At 50.7% G+C, this 24295-nt stretch carries 22 protein-coding genes; 6 read left to right on the plus strand and 16 right to left on the minus strand.

Annotated elements, in window-relative coordinates:
• Positions 1-214: 214 nt before the first annotated feature.
• Positions 215-538, plus strand: coding sequence for a thioredoxin family protein (locus tag A0W33_RS08145; protein ID WP_068837688.1), 324 nt, complete (start codon positions 215-217; stop codon positions 536-538).
• Between the two features lie 2 nt (positions 539-540).
• Positions 541-783: a DUF6952 family protein gene (locus tag A0W33_RS08150; protein ID WP_068837689.1), complete on the plus strand. Its 243-nt coding sequence runs from the start codon at positions 541-543 to the stop codon at positions 781-783.
• A 102-nt stretch (positions 784-885) separates the two neighbouring features.
• On the opposite strand, the gene A0W33_RS08155 is transcribed toward A0W33_RS08150, so the two are convergent.
• The 8 genes from A0W33_RS08155 to rbfA form a co-directional block, all read right to left on the minus strand.
• Positions 886-1497, minus strand: coding sequence for a hypothetical protein (locus A0W33_RS08155; RefSeq protein ID WP_068837690.1), 612 nt, complete (start codon positions 1495-1497; stop codon positions 886-888).
• Positions 1498-1633: 136 nt separating this feature from the next.
• The gene (locus tag A0W33_RS08160) at positions 1634-2314 is read right to left on the minus strand and encodes a carotenoid biosynthesis protein (RefSeq protein ID WP_068837691.1); all 681 of its coding nucleotides are present in this window, start codon (positions 2312-2314) and stop codon (positions 1634-1636) included.
• Entirely contained in the window at positions 2307-3803 is a 1497-nt protein-coding gene (gene crtD, locus A0W33_RS08165; RefSeq protein WP_068837692.1) for a 1-hydroxycarotenoid 3,4-desaturase CrtD, read from the minus strand. Before crtD ends, A0W33_RS08160 begins: the two co-directional genes overlap by 8 nt.
• 67 nt (positions 3804-3870) lie before the next feature.
• Entirely contained in the window at positions 3871-4311 is a 441-nt protein-coding gene (locus A0W33_RS08170) for an SRPBCC family protein (protein ID WP_068837693.1), read from the minus strand.
• Positions 4312-4785: 474 nt separating this feature from the next.
• A complete protein-coding gene (locus A0W33_RS08175) occupies positions 4786-7728 on the minus strand; it encodes a DEAD/DEAH box helicase (RefSeq protein ID WP_068837694.1) in 2943 nt (980 codons plus the stop codon).
• Positions 7729-7890: 162 nt separating this feature from the next.
• Positions 7891-9114 carry an FtsX-like permease family protein gene (locus tag A0W33_RS08180; protein WP_068837695.1) on the minus strand — a complete coding sequence of 408 codons (1224 nt, stop codon included), beginning with the start codon at positions 9112-9114 and terminating at the stop codon, positions 7891-7893.
• Positions 9115-9244: 130 nt separating this feature from the next.
• Positions 9245-10054, minus strand: a complete 810-nt coding sequence (locus tag A0W33_RS08185) for a class I SAM-dependent methyltransferase (RefSeq protein ID WP_068837696.1) — start codon at positions 10052-10054, stop codon at positions 9245-9247.
• A 23-nt stretch (positions 10055-10077) separates the two neighbouring features.
• Positions 10078-10473, minus strand: coding sequence for a 30S ribosome-binding factor RbfA (rbfA, locus tag A0W33_RS08190; protein WP_068837697.1), 396 nt, complete (start codon positions 10471-10473; stop codon positions 10078-10080).
• A gap of 220 nt (positions 10474-10693) precedes the next feature.
• Between rbfA and A0W33_RS08195 the strand changes: the two genes are divergently transcribed.
• On the plus strand, positions 10694-12100 hold the full coding sequence (locus tag A0W33_RS08195) for a hypothetical protein (protein ID WP_139237145.1): 1407 nt from the start codon (positions 10694-10696) through the stop codon (positions 12098-12100).
• Between the two features lie 270 nt (positions 12101-12370).
• On the opposite strand, the gene rpiB is transcribed toward A0W33_RS08195, so the two are convergent.
• From rpiB to A0W33_RS20755, 4 genes are all read right to left on the minus strand, one after another.
• Positions 12371-12808, minus strand: coding sequence for a ribose 5-phosphate isomerase B (gene rpiB, locus A0W33_RS08200; protein WP_068837699.1), 438 nt, complete (start codon positions 12806-12808; stop codon positions 12371-12373).
• Positions 12808-13650, minus strand: a complete 843-nt coding sequence (tatC, locus tag A0W33_RS08205; RefSeq protein WP_068837700.1) for a twin-arginine translocase subunit TatC — start codon at positions 13648-13650, stop codon at positions 12808-12810. The genes rpiB and tatC overlap by 1 nt, the downstream gene beginning before the upstream one ends.
• 27 nt (positions 13651-13677) lie before the next feature.
• Positions 13678-14952 (minus strand): serine hydroxymethyltransferase, encoded by a 1275-nt coding sequence (gene glyA / locus A0W33_RS08210; RefSeq protein WP_068837701.1) that lies wholly within the window; start codon positions 14950-14952, stop codon positions 13678-13680.
• A 268-nt stretch (positions 14953-15220) separates the two neighbouring features.
• Positions 15221-17488 (minus strand): T9SS type A sorting domain-containing protein, encoded by a 2268-nt coding sequence (locus A0W33_RS20755; protein WP_082815171.1) that lies wholly within the window; start codon positions 17486-17488, stop codon positions 15221-15223.
• A gap of 806 nt (positions 17489-18294) precedes the next feature.
• On the opposite strand from A0W33_RS20755, the gene A0W33_RS08220 reads away from it, so the two are divergent.
• Entirely contained in the window at positions 18295-20421 is a 2127-nt protein-coding gene (locus A0W33_RS08220) for a T9SS type A sorting domain-containing protein (RefSeq protein ID WP_068837703.1), read from the plus strand.
• Between the two features lie 95 nt (positions 20422-20516).
• On the opposite strand, the gene A0W33_RS08225 is transcribed toward A0W33_RS08220, so the two are convergent.
• The 4 genes from A0W33_RS08225 to A0W33_RS08240 all read right to left on the minus strand — a co-directional run bounded on the left by A0W33_RS08225 (position 20517) and on the right by A0W33_RS08240 (position 22855).
• Positions 20517-21212, minus strand: coding sequence for a metallophosphoesterase (locus A0W33_RS08225; protein WP_082815173.1), 696 nt, complete (start codon positions 21210-21212; stop codon positions 20517-20519).
• Between the two features lie 96 nt (positions 21213-21308).
• A complete protein-coding gene (locus tag A0W33_RS08230; protein WP_068837705.1) occupies positions 21309-21533 on the minus strand; it encodes a hypothetical protein in 225 nt (74 codons plus the stop codon).
• An 82-nt stretch (positions 21534-21615) separates the two neighbouring features.
• A complete protein-coding gene (locus A0W33_RS08235) occupies positions 21616-21918 on the minus strand; it encodes a hypothetical protein (protein WP_068837706.1) in 303 nt (100 codons plus the stop codon).
• A 79-nt stretch (positions 21919-21997) separates the two neighbouring features.
• Positions 21998-22855: an SDR family oxidoreductase gene (locus A0W33_RS08240; protein WP_068840012.1), complete on the minus strand. Its 858-nt coding sequence runs from the start codon at positions 22853-22855 to the stop codon at positions 21998-22000.
• 127 nt (positions 22856-22982) lie between these two features.
• Between A0W33_RS08240 and A0W33_RS08245 the strand changes: the two genes are divergently transcribed.
• Together A0W33_RS08245 and rsmI are read left to right on the plus strand one after the other, a co-directional pair.
• Positions 22983-23228: a 4a-hydroxytetrahydrobiopterin dehydratase gene (locus A0W33_RS08245; protein ID WP_068837707.1), complete on the plus strand. Its 246-nt coding sequence runs from the start codon at positions 22983-22985 to the stop codon at positions 23226-23228.
• A gap of 349 nt (positions 23229-23577) precedes the next feature.
• Positions 23578-24294 (plus strand): 16S rRNA (cytidine(1402)-2'-O)-methyltransferase, encoded by a 717-nt coding sequence (rsmI, locus tag A0W33_RS08250; RefSeq protein WP_068837708.1) that lies wholly within the window; start codon positions 23578-23580, stop codon positions 24292-24294.
• Position 24295 lies beyond the last annotated feature (1 nt).

Genomic DNA, 24295 nt, shown 5'->3' on the forward strand with positions numbered 1-24295 from the left:
CCCGCACTGGTTGTGCTTCTATAACCCCGGCGGGTACAGGTATAGTTTCGGCAAGCAGCGAAAGATTCAGCGCCTTCTGAAATCCGTGGTCAGGCGAAACATGACATCTATCATTTAGGCTTGCCTGCATTTTATACTTAAAAGCCTTACCTTTGCGGCAGGTATCCGAAAGGGTACAAAATATATTGTAAAACCTACTAAATACGAATAGAAAATGGCTGTTATCAAAGCAACTGACACCGATTTCAAAGCGGTTCTTAGCTCAAACCAAAAAGTGGTGGTAAAATACTATGCTGATTGGTGCGGAAACTGCCGCTTGTTTTCACCCAAGTACAAGCGTTTGTCTGACGATGAGGCATTCACGGATGTGGCGTTTGTGGACGTGAACGCCGAGACGAGCCCTGAGGCCCGCAAACTGGCCAGTGTAACGAACCTTCCGTTTTTTGCTATCTTCCAGAACGGCGAGTTGGTAGATACTGTGGCTGCCAGCAAAGAGGAAGCCGTACGTGACCTGATCAGCAAACTAAACCAGAACTAGAAATGAAGATTCCCGCAATAAAGCAACTGGTAGAGAACTATTCTCTGGAGGAACTGATGGCCGCCGAAAGCGCCATTGTGGACGAGCAGGAGCTGGCCATTGAGGTAGGCGGCGAAGACGAAGGCGAGCAACTGACACACGTGCTGGCAGCAGTCTGGATCCTGAACGAGATGGAGGACAACGGCACCGACTTCAAGAGCGCCCTGCGCATGTACACCCAGAAAGTGCGCGTGTCCATCAGCTAAAACTCGCTGCTATAAACAAAAGCCCCGGAGTTAAGGTGCAAGCGTTAAACTCCGGGGCTTTTTTATGGCTGCTATCTGCTACAGCTTACTGCAGGCAACGTATCAGATATTGCTTCTCGAAAAGTACTCCTCGGCCAGTTTGCTGCCCTGCTCGGTGCAGAGGCCGCGCACATAGTATAAATACATGCTCCGGAACACCTCACTCAGTTCGTACCGCTCAGGCGGAAAGATGCTGGGGTTGATCAGCATGTTGAACTGCTCCATGATAATCTTGATCACCAGCTGCAGGTTGATGTCTTTGCGGAAGTAGCCCTGCAGAATGCCTCTGTTAATAATGTCCAGATCGAGATGGTAATTGTAAGTGTGCAGGTGCTCCATCACCAATCCCCACACACCAGGGTAGTGCTGCTGCAGGTCTATTATAAAGGCCGGGTTCAACTCTTTCAACTCCCCTATGCTTTGCTGCAGCACCAGGAATATCTCCTCCACGGGGTTGGCGGCGTGTTGCAGCATCTGCTTGTCCCGCTTTTCCTGCTCCCGCATATCGTGCAGAATCACCTGCCGCACCATATCAGATTTGTCCTTGAAGAGCTCCTTGTAGGTAGTTTGCCTGATATCGAGCCGGCGCACCAATTCTTCCTCCGAGTTCGCCTCAATTCCCTCCTGCTTAAAAACATGGAGTATCTCCCCAAGTATCGTCTCTAAAAAGCTCATATAGTTTTGTATTAATACCTACAGCGGCGGCGAGTCCTGTGTACGTGCAAAGCCCCAGTTGTGGTTTGAATTACCTGCCAGGCAATTGCATGCAAATTAAGTATAATTTTGTGCTTTCAGGCAACCCCGGCAGGAGTTAGAGTTGGCTGTAGAGGCCAATAAAGAACAGCAACTGCACCAGGTATACCCAGTTGGCGATGCGGTTTTGCTTGTAAATAGGGGCTAACTGGAAGTATACCTGTAGTAGGAGCGCCACAAAAAACCAGCCTACAAAATTAGAGAGCGGGATATTCCCTCCCTGCCAGCTCCAGAAATCAAAGCGCGAGGCCACCGGCTCAATAAAAAAATCGAGTAGCACCATGAGGATAGCGCCAAGTATGGCTTTGAGCACCCACGGCAAGCGGGTAAGGTTGCTGATGTGGCCGGTGGTGTACACCAGCATGAGCCAGTTAAGCCCAATCAGCAGCGGCACTTCCCACACCTTTGTGCCCAGCGCAGCACCATACGAGTAGTTACCGAACAGCAGCCCCGTGTGCACCCCCAACACCTCCGAGAAGAAGCCAACCGCGAAAACAACGGCCGCAAAAAGTATGAAAGCCGCGTTCCAGCGGCGGTGGAAGGCAAAGAGCAGCGTGTTGGTGAGCAGCAGGTTCATGGGCGTGAGCTGCTGGAAGTACTCGGGTTTGCCGCTAAAGCGCAGTCCCCAAAAACCCACCGCATGAAACACCACGAGTATAAACACCGCCAGCGGCAGCGCATATTTCCTGTACTTCCCGGCAACAGGCATTTTATCTAAAACAGCGTTGGTATCAGGCATGAGGTTGCGTTATGTTAGCGGGAGCGGCGGCGGGCGTGAGGTCCGCCACAATTTTTGCCGACAGGAGGCACAGCGGAATACCGCCGCCCGGATGTACGCTGCCGCCGCAGAAGTATAAACCTCTTAGTTTGGAGCTAAAGTTGGGATGGCGCAGGAAAGCAGCCATGCGGTTGTTGGAACTGCTGCCGTACAAAGCCCCGCCAAACGACGAGGTGCGGCTCTCGATCAGCAGCGGGTCCAGCACCTGCTCCTGTTCTATAAGGCCGGCTACATCAGTGTGGAGCATCATGCTTAGCTTCTGCAGCACTGCCTGCCGGGTGTCAGCTGCCAGCTGCTGCCAATCCTGTCCCTGGTTGTGGGGCACGTTCACCATCACAAACCAGTTCTCACTTCCAACTGGCGCATCCTCGGGTGCTGCTTTGGAGGTGATGTTCACGTACACCGTCGGGTCCGGGCTCACGGTTTTATACTTGAAGATGTGCTCGAACTCCTTTTTATAATCCTGGCTGAAAAAGATGTTGTGCACGTGCAGCTGCGGAAATTCTTTTTTGATGCCCCAGTAAAAAATCAGCGCCGAGCTCGAACGCGGTTGCTCCAGCGTTTTCTCCGGTGCCGGCTGGTTGGGCAGCAGCCGGCGGTAGGTCGGCACCACATCCATGTTGCTCACCACCACATCCGCTTTATAGGTGCCCCTGCTTGTTTCCACGCCTGTTACCTTACCTTCTTCGGTGATGATGCGCGTGACAGGCTCGTTATACTTAAACTGCACGCCCAGCTCCTCCGCCAGCTTTACCAGACTTGCCGCAATGGCATAAATACCGCCAACCGGGTAAAACGCACCGATGTTGTGCTCCAGGTGCGGGATGATGTTGAGCGTGCCGGGTGCCTGGTACGGGTCGGAGCCGTTGTAAGTGGCAAAGCGGTCGAGCAGCTGCACAAAGCGCGGGTCTGAAAATTGCCTGGCATTCTCCTGGTGCATGGTGGTGGTAAGGCCGAGGTCGGAGAGGCAGCCCATCGCCTTGAGCACATCCTTGCTCAGGTAGGTATCGAGCCGGTGCAGCGACTTGTGCAGAAACGTATCTGCCGTTCCCTGGTACAGCCGGTCGCTCTTGGCCAGCGCCTCCCGCACCTGCTGCCGTGGCACGCCCAACTGCTCCTCTGCCTCCACGGCAAACTTACCGGCATCAGCATATGCTTTTACGTGGCTGCCGTCGGGCCAGAAGTAGTGCGTAATCGGATCGAGGCGGGTATAGGTGAAGTAATTTTTAGGATCGCGCCCAGCGAGGGTGAACAGCTCGTCTACCAGGTGGGGCAGCGTAAACAGCGAGGGGCCGGCATCAAAACGGTACTTGCCCAGCCAGAACTCGTGCATTTTGCCGCCAAAGGTGTTGTTGGCCTCCAGCACCGTTACATCATAGCCCTTCACGGCTAAGCGTACGGCGGTGGCAATGCCCCCGATTCCTGCCCCGATGATGGCTGCTTTCGTCATACCCTAAATTACGATTTTATACTTGTTGTGCAGTAAACTGCCGTAGCCAGCGAAAGGTTTTTCAGATTTATACCTTGCCAAACACCTTTCGATAAATCGGTTTCCGCATGCTGAACTGTGCCAGCATGAGCGGGTACAGTAGTGCATCCAGCGGTGCAAAACCGGTGCTGAACGTGATGATATCGTGGATAACGGCTCCGCTGCCATTTTTGGTGATGAGGTGCTTGTGGTGCCAGCGCCGCAGGGGAGGGGGCAGCACCTGGCCTTCGTCTATAAAGTATGCCTCGGTTTCTGTTACCTTTCTATCGATGATCAGGCTGGTCCAGCGGAAGGATTTGATACCCGTCTGCAGTTCTACCTCCACCACATCACCCGGCTCGGACCCATCGAAGCGCAGCAGTTGCATCTTGGGGTAGGGCGGCGATAGCTTTTGAAACAGCTGCTCGTCAAAGGCATTGAACACGCTTAGGAAATCTTGCTGCACGTATGTGCGGAGGTGAAGCTGCATGGTTAGTGTAGGGTTCTATTTATACTTCTTGGTTTCTATTTCCTGGCGCAAGCGTCCGCTTGTGCCTACTTGCAGGGATACATTTGCTGGCATTCAAACTAATTTTACCTCATTATTGTCATTTCGAGTGCAACGAGAAATCTATTTAAAATTCCAGATAGATTTCTCGTTGCACTCGAAATGACAAGGGGTTTGAGAAGCAATAAGTTTGATTTGAAAGCAAAAGCGGGCGCAAGAGGTAGCCCTAATCCTTCTCAGCTGTATCAAACCACCCCTGCCCCCAGAGCTACGCTTGCTAGTTTCGAACTCGCGTTCTCACTAGTCCAAGGAGGGGAATCTTCCTTCTTTATACTTTTAACCTCTTCCCAGCACTAAAGTTATACCTGCTGCAAAAGAAAGGCCGCTGCAAGTATACATGCAGCGGCCTTTTTTATACTTGTAGCTGATCAACAACCAGCCATTAGCTATCAAGAATCAACTCAACAGGTTGTCGATGTCTTCTTTCGTCAGGCTCTTGATCACGGTTTCGTCGGTGCTGATAAGGTCGGTAACAAGCTGAATCTTGCGGTTTTGCAGCGCCAGGATCTTTTCCTCCACCGTGTCTTTGGTGATGAACTTGTAGGTGAACACCGTTTTCTGCTGCCCGATTCGGTGCGCGCGGTCTACCGCCTGGGCCTCCACAGCCGGGTTCCACCACGGGTCAAGTATAAACACATAGTCGGCGGCAGTCAGGTTCAGGCCCACACCACCGGCTTTCAATGATATCAAAAATACCCGGATGCTCTCGTCTGTCTGGAAACGCTCCACCTGCTCCTGGCGGTTCTTGGTATTGCCATCCAGGTACGTATAGGTGATTTCTTTTTCATCCAAAGACTTCCTGATGATATCGAGATGCTTTACAAATTGACTGAAGATAAGTACTTTGTGCCCCTTCGCTACCACGTTCCTGGTCATGCGCAGTATTTCCTTCAGCTTACCCGACTCCCCCTCATAGCCTGCATCGGTCATGAGCGGGTGGTTGGCAATCTGGCGGAGTTTCGTCAGGCCCTGCAAGAGCATGAACTGCGTGTTGCCCGGCCCGTGCTCCTCCAGGTTGGTAAGTATCTTGTTGCGGTAGTAGGATTTCGTCTCTTCGTAGGCGTGCTCCTGCTCCTCTGTCATTTTGCAGAAGGTGGTGTGCTCGATCTTCTCCGGCAGCTCCTTGGCCACCTGCGATTTGTGCCTGCGAAGTATAAACGGCTTGATGAGCGCGTGCAGCTTGCGTGTTTTCTGCTCGTCCTTCTCCTTCTCAATTGGCTTCAGGAACTCGTTGCGGAAAAAGTGCTGATTGCCCAGCAGGCCCGGATTAATGAACGACATCTGCGACCACAAATCCATCGTGCTGTTCTCCACCGGCGTGCCGGTAAGTATAAGCCGGTGCCGCGACTTGAGCGAGCGCACCGCCCGCGAGGTGTTGGAGTCCGGGTTCTTAATAGCCTGCGACTCGTCCAGAATGATATAGTCGAAGTAGTAGTTCAGCAGCAGCTCCGCATCCAACCGCACGATGCCGTAGGAGGTCAGGATCACGTCGTAGTTGTTGAACTGCTCCACATCCTTATCGCGGTAAGTGCCCGTGTAGTTGAGAATGCGCAGTTCGGGCGTAAACTTCTGGGCCTCGTTCATCCAGTTATACACCAGCGAGGTCGGCATCACGAGCAAAGAGGCCGCTCCGGCGTCGCTTTCCTTGCGGTGCTGCAGCATTGCCAGCGCCTGTACCGTCTTACCAAGGCCCATGTCGTCGGCAAGGCAGCCCCCGAAACGGTAGTTCTGCACGAAGTGCAGCCAGTTGTAACCGGCCTTCTGGTACGGACGTAATTCGCCCACAAAACCCGCCGGCAGCGGCTGGTCTTCGATGGTATCGAACTCGCGCAGTTTCTCCAGCTTGCGGCTCATGGTTACGGTGGCGAGGTTGCCGTTTTGCAGGTCGTTTACCAGCGCCATGTGGTGCTTTTTCAGCGTCAGCTCGTTTTCACCCTCAGCAAAGGCAAACAGTTCGATGTATTGCGTAAACCACTCCTCGGGGATGATGGCCACCTGCCCGTTCGGCAGCAGGAACTCGTTGTTTTTGGTGAGAATGTGGTTCTTGAGCCGGATAAACGGAATCTGAAACTCACCGAAGCTAACAGTGCCGTAAATATCAAACCAGTCGTTTTTCTCGGTGATCCCGACATCGAGTGTTATCTCGCCTATAAAGTAGTTTTTACCGCTCTTGTTCCCCTGCTGTACCGTAAAGCCCAGTTCCTCGAGCCCCTGCAGGTTGCTGTTGAGCCACGAGAAGGCTTCGCTCTTGTCCAGCACTGCCTGCCCGTTCTTCACCTCCAGCGCCCGCTTGTTCAGCTCCTTCACAAACTCCTTCTCATGGTTCACATCGCGTATAAGCTTGTGGAACACATAGGAATCCGGCGTCTTTTCCATACTTACACTGATGCGCTTGGCCTCCTGCGCCTGCACCATGTAGTCGCCATACTTGAACGAGAGATCAAAGAGGATCTTGCTGCTTACTATGCTGCCACGCTCTGTCCGCGCCTCGCTGTTGCCGGCTACTCTCACGGCAGCGGGCGCCTCTGTGGCGGCTACCTCGGAGAACTGCAGGTACGGGCTCGGTTCATACTTCTCGGCATTGATGCGGAAGCCTTTGGCATGCACATCAAACTGCTCTACCAGGGGCGCCACAAATTTGCTGTAGTAATTCTCCTCCACCGAGCGCGGCACCACAATAAAACGCTTGTTCAGGAAAGGCTGCAACTTCTTACCGTCCACGTCCTTTTCAAAACTGTATACCACATCGTTCAGCAAAAGCCACGCAGGCTCATAGCAGATAAGGGAGGCATTGCGGTACTGGAACTCCAGTTTTTCGCCGCCATACTTGAGCGTGGGGAAGTAATGGGTGTTGTCGTCGTTGCGCATGAAGTGGAACAGCACCGTGGCGCGTTCCGGGGCAAGCTTGATCTGCTTCCAGGTTGGCTCGCCGTCCTTGCCCATGATAAAGGTTAGCTTGTCGTGGCGCAGCAGCTCTAGGATTTTGCCCATGCGGCCCTGGATGTAGTGGCTGATGGTTTCCTGCAGCCCCTTGTCGCCCCGCTCCGCATCGTACGTCTTCAGGAAAAACTCAACCGGCGACACCTTCTTTTTGGTGGAGAAGCGCTTGAGCACCGCGTCCTGCTGCACCTGGTCGATGAGCTGGATCAGCTTGAAATCGTTGGCGTCGAGGCGCGCGGCAAACTCATCGGCGTTTTTGGCTGAGATGTTCTGGTGCTGGAGCGTCAGTTGACCCCGGCTGTTTACCTGTACCACAAAAGACTCAAACAGATAACCCAGATATTCATGCTCAAAGAGAGAATAGATTATCTGAAAGGGCTGCGTAGTATAAACTTTCATGCCAACGACAATTTTAGGACTCCAAACTTAATCCTAAAACTGCTCTTTTCCTACGGAAAAGGCACCTTTTAACTTGTATTACGCCATGTTTAACTAATTCTTTTGGAGAATAGCCAAAGCTAACCATTGTTTAGCCATCAATAACAGAGGAGGGCGTTTTGCTTAGATGTTCTCGGTTACCGATAGGGCTGCGGCTTTGTTTGCCGGACGGATGGAGACAAGCATCGTGATAACCACGATGGCCAAAGCAGTGAAGACGAAATCGGAAACTTTCATTTTAACCGGATAGGCCTCCACCACCGAGGAGGCAATGCCCATACTTACAATGCTGAAGTTCTGCTGCAGGTTGCAGATGAGCATGCCAAGCGTGAGGCCGTACGCAGCGCCAATGCACGCTACCAATGCTCCCTCCAGCAAGAATACGTTGCGGATGGCTTTGGCCGTGGCGCCCATGGAGGCAAGTATGGCAATGTCCTTTTTCTTGTCGATCACCAGCATGGAGAGGGAGAAGAAGATGTTGAGGGAGGCGATGCCAAGTATAAACGCGAAGGTGATGAACACGAAAAGCTTCTCCACTTTCACGGCGCGCAGCAGGCTGGTGTGCTGTTCGTCGGAGTTCTGTACTTTAAACTCCTGGCCCAGCAGGGTCTGCAGCTCGCGCTTTACCTGCTCAATGCGCTGGCCCTGCGCCACCTTTATTTCCAGTGCCGTGCGGCGGCGGCCATACTCCAGCAGTTCTGCGGCAAAGTTCAGGGGCACGAACACGTAAGAGTCATCGTACTGCCGCTCGATGGCGAAGATACCGCCCGGCAGAATCTCAAGACTGTTGAAGGAGGCCTCCGGATTCATTGGGTTAAAGTTGACGTTGCGCGGGTACAGGAACTGCAGGGGCACAAACTGGTTGTTCGGCCGCACCGAAAGCTGGTACTGCACGCCCCGGCCCACCAAGGCCCTGTACTTGTTGTTCAAGTATAAATTGCCACTGCCTTCCACCACCGACGAGTCCACCTCGTTCTGTTCAAAGTAGTTCTCGCTAACGCCCTTTATCTTCACCACCATCTGCCGCTCGTTGTAGCGCAGCAGCGTATTGTCCTCAATCACCTCCGACACCACTGCCACACCCGGCGTATTGCGGATGCGGTTCATGAACTCCGTGTCCGTCTCGAAAGATTTGCCCTCAGCAGCCGTGATTTTCAGATCAGGGTCAAAGCTGGAGTAGATCTCGCGGATCAGGTCCTCGAGGCCGTTGAACACCGACAGTACGATGATGAGCGCCGCCGAACCTACCGCCACCCCAATCATGGAGATGTTGGAAATAATGCTGATGATGTTCCTCTTCTTCCGGGAGAAGAAGTATCGCTTCGCTATGAGAAAAGGTACATTCATCGGGTTTGTTGATGTTATTCGTTTTTCGTTGATCGTGTTTCGCTGTTGGCTGCATTAGCTCCGCTTTCGCAACAACGGCTCCCTAACTTACAACTCGTAACTCAGAACTCAGCACTCGGAACTCCAAAATCTATTTCCACGCTTTCACAATCAGGCCGGTGCCGGACTTATGGTTTCCGTTCACATCCATCCAGTTCAGCACAAAGCTGATCGGGAAGGTAACCAGATAGTAGAGCGGCAGCAGCAGGAAGAAAATTTTAGAGGTGTTGAGCAGCAGCATCGGGTACTTCATCGATAAGCGCCAGGAAATTTGCCCCGGCTTGCCGTAAGAGTAACGTGCCTGCACCTTGCTGAAGCCAGCAAGGTGGAGTTTCTCCTCAATCTCGTAGATGTTGTAGCCATCACGCACGTGCTCCTCGATAAAAGAAGTTTCCTCGTCGCCGTGCACATCAGAGCCACCCTGGTCGGATGGGGTAGAGATGAGCAGCATGCCGCCGGGGCGCAAAGACGCCTGAAAGTTACGGAACACCTCCACATCCTCCAGAATGTGCTCCATCACATCCACCGACAAAATCAGGTCGTAGCTGTCGGGCTGGCGGTACTGCACCAGATCACCGATTTTAAAGAGCACATTGTGGCGGCCGATGGCGCGGATAAAGCGGTTACTGTCCGATATCTGCTCCTCCTTCACGTCCACTGCCAGAATGTTCCACTTGCTGCTCATGCCCGAGAGGTAGTACGTATACTGCCCAAAGCCGGAGCCTGCATCCAGTATGTGCATCTCCTGGTTGCGGCGGCCGTCTGCCCACTCCCTCAGCTCCTTGTGCACATGCCAGGTGCGCAGCAGAAGCAGGTCAAGCAATTTAAAGAAAACGCGGCGCAGGAAAGGGGTCTTGTTGAATACATCACCAAGCACCCGCTTTATCGGGTCATACTGCATAAGGGTGTTCTGCGGCTATCAGGCTACTTGTTGGGATACGTCTCATCGTCCTCGTCGTCCTCACGCGCAGGAGGGATTTCCAGGTTATCAAACAGTTTGTCTATCTTGGCGGCATACTCGGCGGTATCATCCAGGTAGAAGATAAGCTCGGGGATAATGCGTGCCTGGTTCTTGATGCGCTGCGCCAGCAAGTGGCGGATGGTTTTCACGTTTACGCGCACCTCCTGCAGTACTGTCTCGTTGTTCTGCGCCATCATCACGCCCAGGTATACTTTGGCCACGCCCAGGTCGGGCGACATGCGCACCACGCTTACTGATATAAAGGCGCCTGCAAACAAATGCGGGACTTCCCGCTGAAAGATGTCAGCCAGTTCCTTTTGAATCAGGCGCGAGAATTTCTGTTGTCTTTTACTTTCCATACGAAGATGCAAATATCATATTAATTTCGCATTTTTACCCCAAAAGGCAGCCACTCATTTCAAGGCGGATGCTTTTTGAAGCGCTACTAAGGCAAAGGCACTTACCGTTTTGGCGGATGGTCCTGCACCTGCAGCCGCAGGGTATCACAAGAGGGCCGTTTTGCCCTTGCCATGGCCTGGCGCCTTTTATTTTTGTAGTTCCTTCTAACTCTGTCTTTCCTTGATAAGTTACTTCCGTAGTGTACTGCCTTCACGCCTTATCCTGCTTCTTATACTCTTTCTGGGCTTGCAATTGCCACTGGTGCTGTGGGGCATTCCGGGCACGGCGCCCGAGCTGCTGCACATGCTGGTGGGCCAGCGCATGGCCGACGGTTACCAGATGTACCGCGAAATTTACGACAATACGGCCCCGCTTACGGCCATGGTGCTGTGGCTGGTGGATGTGCTGGCCGGCCGCTCTTTCCTGGCTTACCGGCTTACGGCGATGGGTTTGCTGCTGCTGCAGGCGCTGCTGCTCAACTACAACCTGAACCGCCATAACGTGTACGTGAGCCAAAACTACCTGCCGGCTTTGTTGTACCTGGTGCTCGGCAGCCTCTCGTTTGAGTTTAACATGCTCACGCCCCTGCTTATTGGCAACACGTTCCTCATCCTCTCCCTGCCTTATATCGTCACCCTCAACCGCGAGGGCTACGACAACAACCGCCTCTTTGTAGGTGGGTTTATGCTGGGGCTCGCAGCATTAAGTTACCTGCCCCTGGCGATGTTCCTGGTGGTGGGCATGTTCGCCGTGCTTTTCTTCGCAGCAAACACGTTTCGGAGTATGATGCTCATGTTTTGCGGGTTTGCATTTCCGTACGCCATGCTGCTGACCTACTACATGTACACCAACACGGTGCCCGAATTTATGGAGCTGCACCTGCTCCGGCCCTGGCAGCTGCAGGTTACGTTCCTGCGCCCACCCTCTGATGTTGCCATCCTGATGCTAATTCCGGGCCTGCTGCTTTTGCTGTCGCTGATCAGTGCGGCTTCCCTGCCACAGCGACTGGTTTTCCAGGTTAAGTTTCAGCAGCTGATGTGGGTGTGGCTAATTGTGAGCTTGCTGGTAACCTTCACCCGCGACGAGATAACGGTTGCCACGTTTATACTTCTGCTGCCGCCCATTGCCTACTTCAGCCAGTTCTTTTTTACCTCCAACCGTAAGCTTTGGATACTGAACACGGTGTTTCTGGTGGCCCTGGCGGGCGTGCTGCTGCTGCGCTACCGCACGGTTATCGGCATAAATGAGCTGCTGCAGGTAAACGAGTCGCCGATGCTGCTGGAAGAGGAGGAGCTGGCCCGGGTGCCAATGAAAAACAGCACGGTGCTGGTATTGGGCAACGACATCAGCTACTATGCCTACAACAAGCCCGTTACCCCATACCTGAACTGGCAACTGGCGCAGCGCCACTTCGGCAGGCTAAGCGAGTACCGGGCAGTGTTTCTGCTGCACGAGAACTTTAAGCGGGAGCAGCCCGAGTTTATCGTGGATAAAGCAGGCCTGATGCCCGAGTTGATGTATAAGCTCCCCAACATCTTCGGCAAGTATGAGCAGACAAGCGATCCGGCTATTTATAAGCTAAAGTAGTATTCTGCAGCTTTATGCCTTACCCACCCCTGCCCCTCCAAGGAGGGGAGTATCCAGCACGTGTCATGAAGCAAGTAGATTCCCTGTCATCCTGAAAGGATCTTGGTGGAAGGGAGGTTAAGCAGGAACCACATTGCTTGTACTTTAGCCAAAGCAACAACATAATTTCCCTCCTCGGAGGGGCAGGGGTGAGATCATCAACTGAAGCAAGTATAAACAGCAAGAGCCGCCTTCATCAGGCGGCTCTTGCTGTTTATACTTGTTCTCTGCTTAGCAGGCAGCTATTTTGTCAACCCTTGTCTGGTGGCGGCCTCCTTCAAAAGCTGTGGTCAGGAAAGCCCTTACCATGTCTTTTGCGACCTCCTCTGTTACAAAGCGTGCCGGAATGCAGAGAATGTTAGCGTTGTTATGCTGGCGCGCCAGTTCTGCTAACTCTACCTGCCAGCACAGGGCGGCACGTATTTCCTTGTACTTGTTGGCGGTGATGGCCACTCCGTTTCCGCTGCCGCAGATCAGGATGCCCAAATCTACTTCCTTTTTGATTACCGCTTTTGCCAATGGGTGCACATGGTCCGGGTAGTCCACGGATGCATCTGAATCAGGTCCGAAATCCTTTATTTGATGCCCGAGCTCTGCCAGCACTTCTTTCACCATGGCTTTGTAAGTATAGCCGGCGTGGTCGCCTCCAATTGCAATCGTCTGTGCCATTAGCTTTGTGTGTTTTGTTCGTTCAGTCGTTTCAGGTCCTTTTTACGGATATTCTGCGAGATCTGTATACTTGCCTCATACAACAGCATGAGCGGAAGGGAAATCAAAATCTGACTCACGATATCCGGCGGCGTAATAATGGCTCCAACCACAAGTATAATTATAAGCGCGTGGCGGCGGTACAGCTTCATGGTTTCCGGCGATACCAGTCCCGCCTTTGTCAGGAAGTATACGATCACCGGCATCTCAAACATAAACGCACAGGCCAGGCAAAGCGTGGTCAGCGTGGAGATGTAAGAAGACAGGTCAAACTCGTTGATGATGGACGGGTCCACCTGATAGCTCGCCATGAAGTTAATGGAGATCGGCGACACCACATAATAGCCAAACAGTAGCCCCAACAAAAACAGAACTGACACAAAGAACACGGCACCACGCGAGTTTTTGCGTTCCTGTGGGTACAGGCCCGGCTTCACAAAACGCCAGATCTCCCAGAAGGCATACGGAAAGGCGCAAGCCAGGCCGAGAATAACCGACACCATCAGGTGCATGGCAAACTGCCCGCTCATCTGCCGGCTTTGAATGGTAAATCCCATTTCCTCAAAGCAGAGCGCCTGCGTTCCAAAATACTGGCCTACATCGCACATCACCCTGTAACTTAGGAAATCGGTGCGCGAAGGGGCCAGTATGATATCATGGAAAACAAAGCCCTTTGCCAGAAAAGCAATAATGGCAAACACAAATATTGAAGCGCCTGCCCTGATCAGGTGCCACCGCAATTCTTCCAGATGGTCTACAAAAGAAAGTTCCTTTGCTTCATCTTCTACATATGGTTGATCCATTAAAAGCGGCTCCTTTTATACTTTGTTTTAGTAAGCGAACAGCGGATACTCCTGCATCCACTTGTTAATGTCAGTGCGCACAGCCCCGATTTTGCTGTCATTGTCGTGGTTTGTCAGCACATTGTCAATGTACTCCACAATCCGGTTCATATCCTGCTCCTTCAAGCCACGCGTGGTGATGGCGGCTGTACCGATGCGCATGCCCGACGTCACAAACGGTGACTTATCATCGAACGGCACCATGTTTTTGTTAATCGTGATATCGGCTTTCACCAACGTGTTCTCGGCCAGTTTGCCGGTAATACCTTTCGAGCGCAGATCGATCAGCATCATGTGGTTATCGGTGCCACCTGATATGATGTTGTAGCCGCGCTCCAGGAATGCCTTGGCCATGGCCTGGGCATTTGTCTGCACCTGCTTTATATAACCAAGGTAATCGTCAGAAAGTGCCTCGTAATAAGCTACCGCTTTCGCTGCGATCACGTGCTCTAGCGGTCCGCCCTGCGTACCCGGGAAAACTGCGCCATCCAGTACCGACGACATCATGCGTGTTTCGCCTTTTGGTGTCTTCAGGCCGAATGGGTTCTCAAAATCCTTGCCGAGCATAATCATACCGCCACGTGGGCCGCGCAGTGTTTTGTGCGTGGTAGTGGTTACGATATGGCAGTGCTCAAACGGGTTATTCAGCAGCCCACGCGCTATGAGCCCGGACGGGTGGGAGATGTCTGCCAGCAGCAGGGCACCCACTTCGTCGGCTGCCGCACGTAGTTTCTTGTAGTCCCAGTCGCGGCTGTAGGCCGAGGCGCCACATATAATCAGTTTCGGCTGCTCACGGCGCGCCGTTTCCACCACTTTGTCAAAATCAATCAAGCCAGTTTCCTGCTCCACGCCATAAAACGACGGGCTGTACAGTTTTCCTGAAAAGTTAACCGGAGAGCCGTGCGTCAGGTGCCCGCCATGCGACAGGTCAAAACCCAGGATCTTATCGCCCGGCTGCAGCACCGCCAGCATCACGGCCGCGTTGGCCTGCGCACCAGAATGCGGCTGCACGTTTACCCACTCCACGCCAAACAGCTCCTTTGCACGGTCGATGGCTAACTGCTCTGATTGGTCTACAATCTCGCAACCGCCATAATAGCGCTTGCCCGGCAGGCCTTCGGCATACTTGTTCGTCATCACGCTGCCCATGGCCTCCATCACCTGGTCCGATACAAAGTTTTCGGAGGCGATAAGTTCGATGCCGTGCGTCTGGCGTGCTTTTTCTTGTGCTATAAGGTCAAATATGGCTGTGTCTTTTTGCATCAGTGGGTTGGTTTAATGAGCTGTCAAAATTAAAACTTGCACCCGAATAAACCAATGTTTCAGAAGTTTATATACGAGGCGTGGAGGCCCCTCAGATTTCGCACTGATACTTTTTTCTATGCAAACAGGCGGTAGGGCAAGCGCTGCCTTATACTTGAGGTCAGAGCCATTGCCCCTTCCTGTCGCTGCTTCTCCGCTAAAGCGGGTACAAAAAAAGAGGCCCGATGCTTTCGCACCGGGCCTCTTCCTGTTATTTAGTATAGCCAGCTTACTGCTTTACTACTCTTACCTGACGTACCTGGCCGTTGATCTCTACCGTCAGTACGTACATGCCGCTGCTCAACTTATCGTACACAGGCAGTTGCACTTCATTTTGGCCGCCGTGCAGCATTTCAGACTTCGTGTACACCTGCTGACCAGAGATGCTGTGCAGCACCAATCTTGCTTCACCAGCTTCCTCTGCGGTTACGAACACCTTCGTGTTGTAGTTGATTGGGTTTGGCGACACCAGCACCTGCAGTTCTGATGTGCTGGATTCCAAGTTAACAGCTACCACTTTGCTGTACTCAAACGTGCCATCCAGGTCTACCTGCTTTAAGCGGTAGTAGCGGATGCCGCTGGTGTTCAGGCTGTGAATGAAGGCATAGTCTACTTTCGTGCTGCTATTGGTTACCTTGCTTTCTACCTGGCCTACTTTCGTAAAGCCATCCTTCTGGTTAACCGCCATCTCCACCTCGAAATGGGAATTATTTGTCTCTGAAGCAGTGCTCCACTTCAAAGCCACGCCATTGCTCTGAACGGCCGCAGTGAAGGAGATGAACTCTACTGGGAGAGGTGCTGCTGCAGTGGCATTGCCTACCACATACTGATTCTTGATTACTCCATCAGAACTGTGAACGATATCTCCGCTGTGCGACCCTTGTGATGTTGGTACATAACGCACATAGATTAGCTTTTGACTAACGCCTCCATCTTGTTCAAGAGGAAAGAAGTGACCTCTAACCCACGGTCCATTCTCCCCTGACACAGAGATTTCGAAATTAGTTGGAGCACTCATTGATACACCACCACCTAAGTTGTTTCCTGACATTGTATAGTACTGTGGATCAGAAGCGACACCCACAGTAGTACTGAATGGCTCTTGCGTTCCTGTTATGATAATTTCTGGTATCGCTACATCAAAAGCTTGCGAAGTGGCTGTGCCCTCATCGGTAGTTACAGTAATTGGTCCGTCAATAGCCCCTACCGGCACAGAAACAGTTAAGCTTGTTCCGTCAGCATTAGCGGCAGAGATTACAGCCTCTACAGGTGCTTCGCTTCCACTAAAGTAAACTTTATAAGTACCAATGTTTAGTCTTGTACCATTAATGATAACTCCATCATTAATTCTGCCTGATGTTCGAGAAAGAGAGGTAATAGTTGGCTTTAGTATTGTAAGGATAACATCTGAATAACCTAAACCATACATGTTTGTATATACAGTCAACTTACTTGTCACGGCCCCTTCCGGCACAACAACTGTTACACTTGTAGCGCTTGTACTAATAGGCACTGCGGTCACACCTCCGAAAGACACAGAATATGTTGAACCCAAGTCTGTTCCATGAAGAGTGATTGTTTCTCCCTGTTTCGCTTCCGTTATTGTTACCCCTTGGCTGTTGGTAATGTAAGTAACACTAGGTCTAATAAAAGTAAACTTCTCCACTGTAGTAACTGATACAGAACCTATTGTCAATTTGAAAGTACTTGTTATACCTGATTTAATACGAACCTTTACTTCATTTGCTGTAGCACTAATAAGTTCCGTACTATTTCTCCCTAAATTAACAGAAGTAGTATTCTGTAAATTTTCACCATAAAAAGTTACTATTGTTCCTTCTCCACCAAATGTAGGAGAGAAACTTGAAACAACGGGATCTGAAGAAGGCTCTACTTGGCCTTTTAGCTCGAAGTCATCAAAAAGTATTAAACCGCCATTATTAGACACCCCTCTGAATCTTAAGCTTAAATTGCTTACGCTAGGGATGGGATTCTTATTGACATCTTCCGTAAGTGTTATTAATTGCCAAGTCTCGTTTCCTACTGCACCTACTGTTAGTTGCGTCCAGTTCTGCCCATCAACACTATATTCCACTACAGGAACAACAGTAGACTCCTTAAATACACCAAACGAGAGGCTCTGACTAATATATTTGGCCGTATTTATTCCACTGATTACAAATTGTTCCGTGTCAAAAAGGGAAATATTATTCCCTCCTGATGCGCCACTATAGCCCGTTGAGACATCATATTCCCAAACAATACCATCTCCTGAAAAAGACAAATTATCATTGTCAAAATTGGCAGCAGCATTATAATCCGGAATAAGAGCATAGTCGTCAATAGGAGCATTGCCTACCGTTTCCTTAAAAATTGTAACAGCACTACCTGATTGCGCCTGAGAATACCCGGCCATACAAGTAAAGAGCAGCAGCAGTAATAGCTTTGCTGTATTTTTCCCCAAAAGGAATTTGAAAAGGGTAGAAGTTCGAGCCATAGCCTAGCAATTAAATAAACCTGAAAAAAAAATTAAATATTAATAATAGAAAGTTCTTAGCTGTGTGATTTCTCTGCAAAAGTAGCTTATGCAATAGGACATATAATACCTTGAGAAATTTATTTGGCGAAAGTTGTGCAACTCGACCTAGCTCCGCAATAAGTAATTATTTAACACTCTCTGTCTCTTTCGCTTAAGCTCTTCTTATATCACGCCATAAATATAGTGCAAAGATAACACAACTGGCAAATTATTTTTTGTGAATTTCTATATAATTATAGCATCATATAGAGTTTTGCGAATGATTAGCTTTCACTGAAGCTTGAGTACTATTATTAATTGAATAATAAGAAGTATGGTTAAAAAGGTATTTAACCTTCTTTTTGAGCTTGTAACGGTTAAAAATAGCAAATAAACAACGTCAATAACAAGTAGGCCATACTTGTTATTTGCGTAACCCTCTAAAGCTGAACAAGCAAACTGCAGCCTATATCTTTAATTTTTTTTATTGCTGTTATATTAAATAAATTTTATTAAAGGCATTAAGCTTTGCTTATATATATAACATTTAATACTTTTGGTCAGAAAATCTATTGACCCCCAATCATTTTCTTTATAAAAATAATACCATAAAACGTTTTAAACATTTTAAATTCATAATTTATATGAAACAAACTCTACTCAATAAGCCTAATCTCTGCTACAGAGGTTCATCAGGCAAAGCTGTCCAATTCAGCGGCAGTTATAAATGGACGCTCCGGGGTTTATTCATGCTCCTTGCTTTTACCTTAGCAAGTGCTACGGTTATGGCTTCACATTTCAAAGGAGGGCAAATAACTTATAAATATTTAGGCGGAGGCCAGTACGACATGATCATTACGGGGTACTGGGACAAAGATGCTGTTGAAAGTATACAGCCTTACTATGAAGGTGCCCCAAAGCTCAACACGCCTTCACTAACTGTTTCCAAGACACTGCTCCCGGATGGTAAAACCATTGAACACGTACAGAAGCAGCGGTTAACCTGGTCTAAACCCGGCCTGTACCAGGTTTCCTGGAAAAGCTGCTGCCGTATCAACGGTTCTAACTTTGGCTCTGAGCAAAATGGATTGTTTGCCGCAGTAAATTATAATCCGGAGGCGCCCAGTTCATCACCACAATTTTACGATGTGCCTATCTTCAACTTTAACGTTGATAATAGCATAAACTATAGCCTTAACATGGAGGACGCTGAAGGTCATGAGCAGGAGTACTCCCTGGAGGTGCCTTTTGGTTTAAGCGGAGATCCGTACAGACTGATGGTCCGAACAGGATTCAGAATCAGCAATGATGGCACAGTAAGCTGGTCAAGACCTATGAAGGGGTTGTGGCTTGTAAACGTAAAGTTGCGCGAGAAAATAAATGGGCAGTACACCGGCGCTTTCATATTACGTGACTTTATACTGAATATTACAGACAGCAATAACAAAGCACCTCTATTTACACAGATACAGCCACAAACTGTGGAGGCAGGCCAAACCTTTAACCTTGAAGTACTAGCCATTGACGCAGCAGGACAAAACGTAAGCCTGAAGGCAAGTGGCTCTGTATTTGAGAAAGGCGCTGATTTTGCACAGATTGCCACTGGAAACATAGCCAAAGGCATTTTCACCTGGACACCGACCACAGCCGCGATAGGCAACTATAATGTACAGTTCACAGCAACTGATGACAACCTGGTGCCGCTTTCTTCACAGATAATTGTTCCAATAACCGTGATTCCTGCTACCAGTTTATGTGCTGTTGTAGCATCTGCTGCAGTAGAACAACAGCCTTGCGGTGAGACCTCGAACGGCAGGGTTCGTTTAAGTGGCAACCAGGGCACAGCACCTTATACTTACTCGCTGGATGGCGGCCAAACCTATCAAGCTTCTGATCTGTTTGAAGGAGTTGGCAGTGGATCATACGCCGCTGTGGTAAAAGATGCAGCAGGATGTATTAGCCAGGCTACTACTGTAAATATCTCTGCAGTGCCGCTTCCTGTAGTCGTATTTAACGAGGCCGAGATATATGTATGCGAGAGTGCGGCTCCGTTTGCACCTGCTGGTGCCAACCCTAAGGGCGGCGTTTATGAAAGTACTTATATAGTGAATGGCCTCTTTAACCCAACACTTGCAGGACCAGGCAGACATGCTATTACATATACATACACCAACAGCAACGGGTGCAGCAACAGCGCTACTCAGTTTGTTGTAGTTAACGCAACTCCGGTAGCTGATGCAGGAGAGGACAAAACAGTTTTCTTCGGGTATAGCAACTATAACTGCACCACTTTAACAGGGAGTGCCACAGGTGGTAACTCTGCCTACTACACCTACAGTTGGAGCACTGGGGAAACAACGTCCTCTATTAAAGTTTGCCCGACTGCCACTACCACATACACACTTACCGTAACAGATGCCTCCGGCTGCACCAGCACTGACGAGGTAACTGTAGAGGTAGTTGATGTACGTTGCGGAAACAAGAAGAAGCTGGACAAGGTGGTTGTTTGCCATAAGGGTAAGCCTATCTGTATTGCACCAGCGGCCGTAGCAGCACACCTGGCGCATGGCGATGTGCTCGGCGATTGCAGCACAGGCAGCGACAGCTCCTCAACAGTAGCTGACAATGCAGAAAACACGGAAGCAGAAGCAGCCGCTGAAATGTTTCTGTACCCTAACCCGATTAGCGACAAGGGGCAACTGACCCTGAAGCTTAAAGAAGCTGATTTTGTAGTACTTGATATTGTAGACATGAATGGCAAGGTGGTAACAAAGCTTTATGAGGGTAAGGCTGAAGCTAACCAGGAACTGACTTTCAAAGTCAACAGAAGCATTGGCAACAAGAACATCTACATCGGCAGACTTTCTACTTCTAAAGGCATTAAGTTTATCAAACTAGTAATAACACAGTAACAGAAGCGCGAGCTCCCTGATACCTATATAATAAAAGAGGGCAACCCAACTGGGTTGCCCTCTTTTATTATATAGGTATCAGGCTTATTCTTTACTTAGCTCTTCCGCGCCACTGGGTAGGGGCGGTCGATGTTTGCTTGAACAAACAGCTCCTGTGTGTCCATGTCTAGGGCGACAAGGTTGCCGAGCGCGGCGTTTTTGTAGTACACGCAGCCGGCATCCAGGTTTAGGCGCTGGCTGCGGTGCGCTACGGCTTTTTTGATGATGTGCAGTGCTGTGGGCGTGTGCCCGTGAAGCAGGCGTTTGTTGTCCAGTTCCTCCCAGTTCACTTCGTAGCCACGGATGTTGAGCATGGCGTCGCGGTCGGCGAAAATGTCGCGCTGTTTAAAGTCGAAGCCGGCGTGCACCAGGTAGTGGTCGGATAACTCGAGATAGTAGGGGAGGCTGTGCAGGAAAGTGACGTACTTCTCGGGGAGGTGGCGCACATCGTCGATGCCAAAGCTTTGCAGCACCAGCTTCTCTTCTGTCTCGGTTAGGTCCAGTGCTTTGTGCCCCTTTTCAACGGCTTTCAGCAGCATCTGGTCGTGGTTGCCACGCAGGCAGTGCACCTGGTAGTGCTGCTTCCGGAGGTGAAGTATAAAATCGATCACGCCCTTGGAGTCCGGGCCCTTGTTCACCAAGTCGCCAAGCACGTACAGCTCATCGGCCTTCTGGAGCCTGAGCTGGTCCTGGACAAGTGCCTTGAAGGTAAGGGCACAGCCGTGTATGTCGGTAAGGGCGTAGCGGGCCATATTTAAGGTGTTGCGCAGCGTGGGCCGCCGGCAAATATAAACAGAAATAGCACCCGTTGGTACAGGTGCTACTCCCGATAGGCGTGTTAGGTATCTTTAGTTATACTTGTTGTTATCAATGCCGGGCTTGTCCAGGTTGCGGTTTCGGTTGTTCGTTGGAATATCTTCTCCCACTTCATCAGGCCCGGTGGTATACTTATCCGCTAGTTCTTCGTGCTCAGCGCGCGTTTGGTTCGGATCAACCGGCTTTCCGCCAGCTGCCTTGCTTTGTCCGCGTCCTGATGGATTACCTTGGTTTTCTGAATTCGGTTTATTTGCCATGATTTCTTTCTCTCTTTAAATTCAACATGCTGGCCTGCGTTTTTATACTTGCAGGCCGTCCTTCCTCTATCTTATACTTCTATCACGATCCACGGCCTTCATCCTCAGAGCGGATATTATCCTTTGGTGGGATTCCGTCGTCAGAGAAGTCGTTCACCCCGATGGCACTCGGTCCGTTGCCAGCCGTGTCGCTGCCATAGCCCTCTTTGCCGTCGCGGTTGCCGAAGCCGCCGCGCTGATGCTCGTTCTTTGGCGGATCAGCACCCGGTATAATATGCCCGGCGCGCATTTCCTCTTCGCTTGTATCTGGTTCCTCTACACGGATGGGCCGGTTGTTCGGCGCCTGCCCCTGCAGCTTGCTTTCGTTTTCTTTATTTTCAGCCATAGTGGTATCTTTTGGTTAACAAAGCACGCTTCTACAAGAAGGTCTTTAGGTAGTTTTACTCTTTTCAGCCCCCTTAGGTTTAGGTTGTCACCATCTCGCCGCCATTTATGTGCATGATCTCGCCAATGGTGAAGGCAGAGTCTTCGGAGGCCAGGTACACGTAAGCGGGTGCCACTTCAGATGGCTGCCCGGCACGTTTCAGCAGTGTTTTCTGCCCGAATGTCTTCACATGCTCCTCATCGAAAGAGGCCGGAATGAGCGGCGTCCAGATCGGGCCGGGAGCCACGCCGTTCACGCGTATTTTTTTATCTGCCACCATCTGGGCCAAGGTGCGGGTAAAGGCAAGTATGGCACCTTTGGTGGAGGAGTAATCGAGCAGCAGCTTGTTGCCGTGGTAGGCCGTAACGGAGGTGGTGTTGATGATGGTGCTGCCTTCTTTCAGGTGGTCAAGGGCCGCCTTCACAAAGTAAAACATCCCGAAAATATTGGTGGCGAAGGTGCGTTTCAGTTGCTCATCAGTAATATCGCGGATGTCCTTCTGCTCGTGCTGCTCGCCGGCGTTGTTCACCAGTATGTCCAGCCTGCCCAGCTCCTCCACGGTCCGCTTCACAGCACTCTTGGCGAAAGTCTCCTCGCCCACATCGCCGGCAATAAGGATGCACTTGCGGCCTTCTTTCTCCACCATTTCTTTTGTATCCTGCGCGTCTTTGTCCTCGTTCAGGTACACAATGGCCACATCAGCTCCCTCGCGGGCATAATGCACTGCCACGGCACGCCCAATGCCACTGTCGCCTCCTGTAATCAGGGCTACTTTGTCCTTAAGTTTATCGCTGCCTTTGTAAGAGTCGCGGATAATCTCCGGCTCGGGGTTCATCTTGTGCTCCTTCCCCGGCTGCTCCATTTGTTGCGGCGGAAATTCATGTGGTTTGTTTTCCATAGTTTTGGTAGGTTTAGGTTTGATTTTGTTCACGTACAGTAAAGTAAACTATACGCCTGCCCTTGGAAGGGCGTTGCTGCCAACCGCAGCTCCTACTATCCAAATCATACATTTAAAACCAGTAACCATGTGGAAGGAAGAAGACAACAAGCTAACCTGTAAACTCACGTTTAAGGATTTCAAACAGGCACTGGCATTCATGAACGAGGTAGGAAAGGTAGCCGAGGAAATGAACCATCACCCCTGGTGGAGCAACGTGTACAACAAAGTAGAAATTGAGCTTACCACCCACGATGCCGGCAACACCGTTACGAAACTAGATCACAAGCTGGCAAAGCGCATCGAGGAAATTTTCCAGGCGGGTTATAAGTAGCCCTCGCAGCGTGCGCAGCTCCTGCGGGTGTCAGTGTTAATTTTGAATGAGTGATTGGGTGAATTTTATACTTGCTCTTTTCTCTTTTGTCATCCTGAAAGGATCTTGTAGACGAGTTTCTACTGCTTTTGCGCCACGCCACCAATATCTCTCCAAGATGACAGGAGAGAATTTAGGCACCCATGGCGCCATTGCGTCGTAGCCCAGACGCTCGCGGGACCTTCGGACACCGCGAGGTCTTCAGGAACTATGAGGGCTTTCGCAGGAGGATAGAAATCCGTTTTTTCGGAAAAACAACTCAGAACTCAGAACCCGAAACTCAGAACTCAAAAAACCTTATCTTTGGGCTATGCAGGAACAGGAAAAAACAAGCCTATACTTAGTACCGACCCCCATCGGTAACCTGGAGGATATTACACTGCGTGCCATTCGGGTGCTGAAAGAGGTGGATGTTATACTTGCCGAGGACACCCGCACCAGCGGCAAGCTGCTAAACCACCTGGGCATTGAGAAACGCATGCACAGCCACCACCTGCACAACGAGCACAAAGCCACCAGCCACCTGGTAGACCGGCTGAAGGCTGGCGAGGTGATGGCGCTGATCTCCGACGCGGGCACGCCGGGCATTTCGGACCCGGGTTTTTACCTGGTGCGCGAATGCCTCAAGCATGATATTAAAGTAGAGTGCTTACCTGGGGCCACCGCCTTTGTGCCTGCACTGGTAAAATCCGGCTTCAGCACCGACCGCTTTACCTTTGAGGGGTTCCTTCCGGTAAAGAAGGGCCGCCAGACGCGCCTGCAGAGCCTGGCAGAGGAGGAGCGCACCATGATTTTTTATGAGTCACCGCACCGCCTGATCAAAACACTTACCCAGTTCGCTGAGTACTTCGGGGGCGAGCGCCAGGCATCTGTTTCACGTGAAATCTCTAAAATGTTTGAGGAAACCCTAAACGGAACCCTAAACGAACTCATTGAGTTATTCAACAACAAGGCCATAAAGGGCGAGTTTGTGCTGGTGGTTTCCGGTGCCACCAAGGCGGGCAAAGGCGCTTCTGACAAAGAATAAC

This window comes from Pontibacter akesuensis, assembly GCF_001611675.1.
GTDB classification, from domain to species: domain Bacteria; phylum Bacteroidota; class Bacteroidia; order Cytophagales; family Hymenobacteraceae; genus Pontibacter; species Pontibacter akesuensis.

Bases quoted from the DNA above. Each gene is read 5' to 3' on its own strand.
- tatC (WP_068837700.1), bottom strand. From the start codon at position 13,650: ATGGATCAACCATATGTAGAAGATGAAGCAAAGGAACTTTCTTTTGTA.
- A0W33_RS08145 (WP_068837688.1), top strand. From the start codon at position 215: ATGGCTGTTATCAAAGCAACTGACACCGATTTCAAAGCGGTTCTTAGC.
- A0W33_RS08150 (WP_068837689.1), top strand. From the start codon at position 541: ATGAAGATTCCCGCAATAAAGCAACTGGTAGAGAACTATTCTCTGGAG.
- rsmI (WP_068837708.1), top strand. From the start codon at position 23,578: ATGCAGGAACAGGAAAAAACAAGCCTATACTTAGTACCGACCCCCATC.
- A0W33_RS08240 (WP_068840012.1), bottom strand. From the start codon at position 22,855: ATGGAAAACAAACCACATGAATTTCCGCCGCAACAAATGGAGCAGCCG.
- A0W33_RS20755 (WP_082815171.1), bottom strand. From the start codon at position 17,488: ATGGCTCGAACTTCTACCCTTTTCAAATTCCTTTTGGGGAAAAATACA.
- crtD (WP_068837692.1), bottom strand. From the start codon at position 3,803: ATGACGAAAGCAGCCATCATCGGGGCAGGAATCGGGGGCATTGCCACC.
- A0W33_RS08155 (WP_068837690.1), bottom strand. From the start codon at position 1,497: ATGAGCTTTTTAGAGACGATACTTGGGGAGATACTCCATGTTTTTAAG.
- A0W33_RS08170 (WP_068837693.1), bottom strand. From the start codon at position 4,311: ATGCAGCTTCACCTCCGCACATACGTGCAGCAAGATTTCCTAAGCGTG.
- A0W33_RS08175 (WP_068837694.1), bottom strand. From the start codon at position 7,728: ATGAAAGTTTATACTACGCAGCCCTTTCAGATAATCTATTCTCTCTTT.
- A0W33_RS08245 (WP_068837707.1), top strand. From the start codon at position 22,983: ATGTGGAAGGAAGAAGACAACAAGCTAACCTGTAAACTCACGTTTAAG.
- A0W33_RS08235 (WP_068837706.1), bottom strand. From the start codon at position 21,918: ATGGCTGAAAATAAAGAAAACGAAAGCAAGCTGCAGGGGCAGGCGCCG.
- A0W33_RS08160 (WP_068837691.1), bottom strand. From the start codon at position 2,314: ATGCCTGATACCAACGCTGTTTTAGATAAAATGCCTGTTGCCGGGAAG.
- rbfA (WP_068837697.1), bottom strand. From the start codon at position 10,473: ATGGAAAGTAAAAGACAACAGAAATTCTCGCGCCTGATTCAAAAGGAA.
- A0W33_RS08225 (WP_082815173.1), bottom strand. From the start codon at position 21,212: ATGGCCCGCTACGCCCTTACCGACATACACGGCTGTGCCCTTACCTTC.
- A0W33_RS08185 (WP_068837696.1), bottom strand. From the start codon at position 10,054: ATGCAGTATGACCCGATAAAGCGGGTGCTTGGTGATGTATTCAACAAG.
- glyA (WP_068837701.1), bottom strand. From the start codon at position 14,952: ATGCAAAAAGACACAGCCATATTTGACCTTATAGCACAAGAAAAAGCA.
- A0W33_RS08220 (WP_068837703.1), top strand. From the start codon at position 18,295: ATGGCTTCACATTTCAAAGGAGGGCAAATAACTTATAAATATTTAGGC.
- A0W33_RS08180 (WP_068837695.1), bottom strand. From the start codon at position 9,114: ATGAATGTACCTTTTCTCATAGCGAAGCGATACTTCTTCTCCCGGAAG.
- rpiB (WP_068837699.1), bottom strand. From the start codon at position 12,808: ATGGCACAGACGATTGCAATTGGAGGCGACCACGCCGGCTATACTTAC.
- A0W33_RS08230 (WP_068837705.1), bottom strand. From the start codon at position 21,533: ATGGCAAATAAACCGAATTCAGAAAACCAAGGTAATCCATCAGGACGC.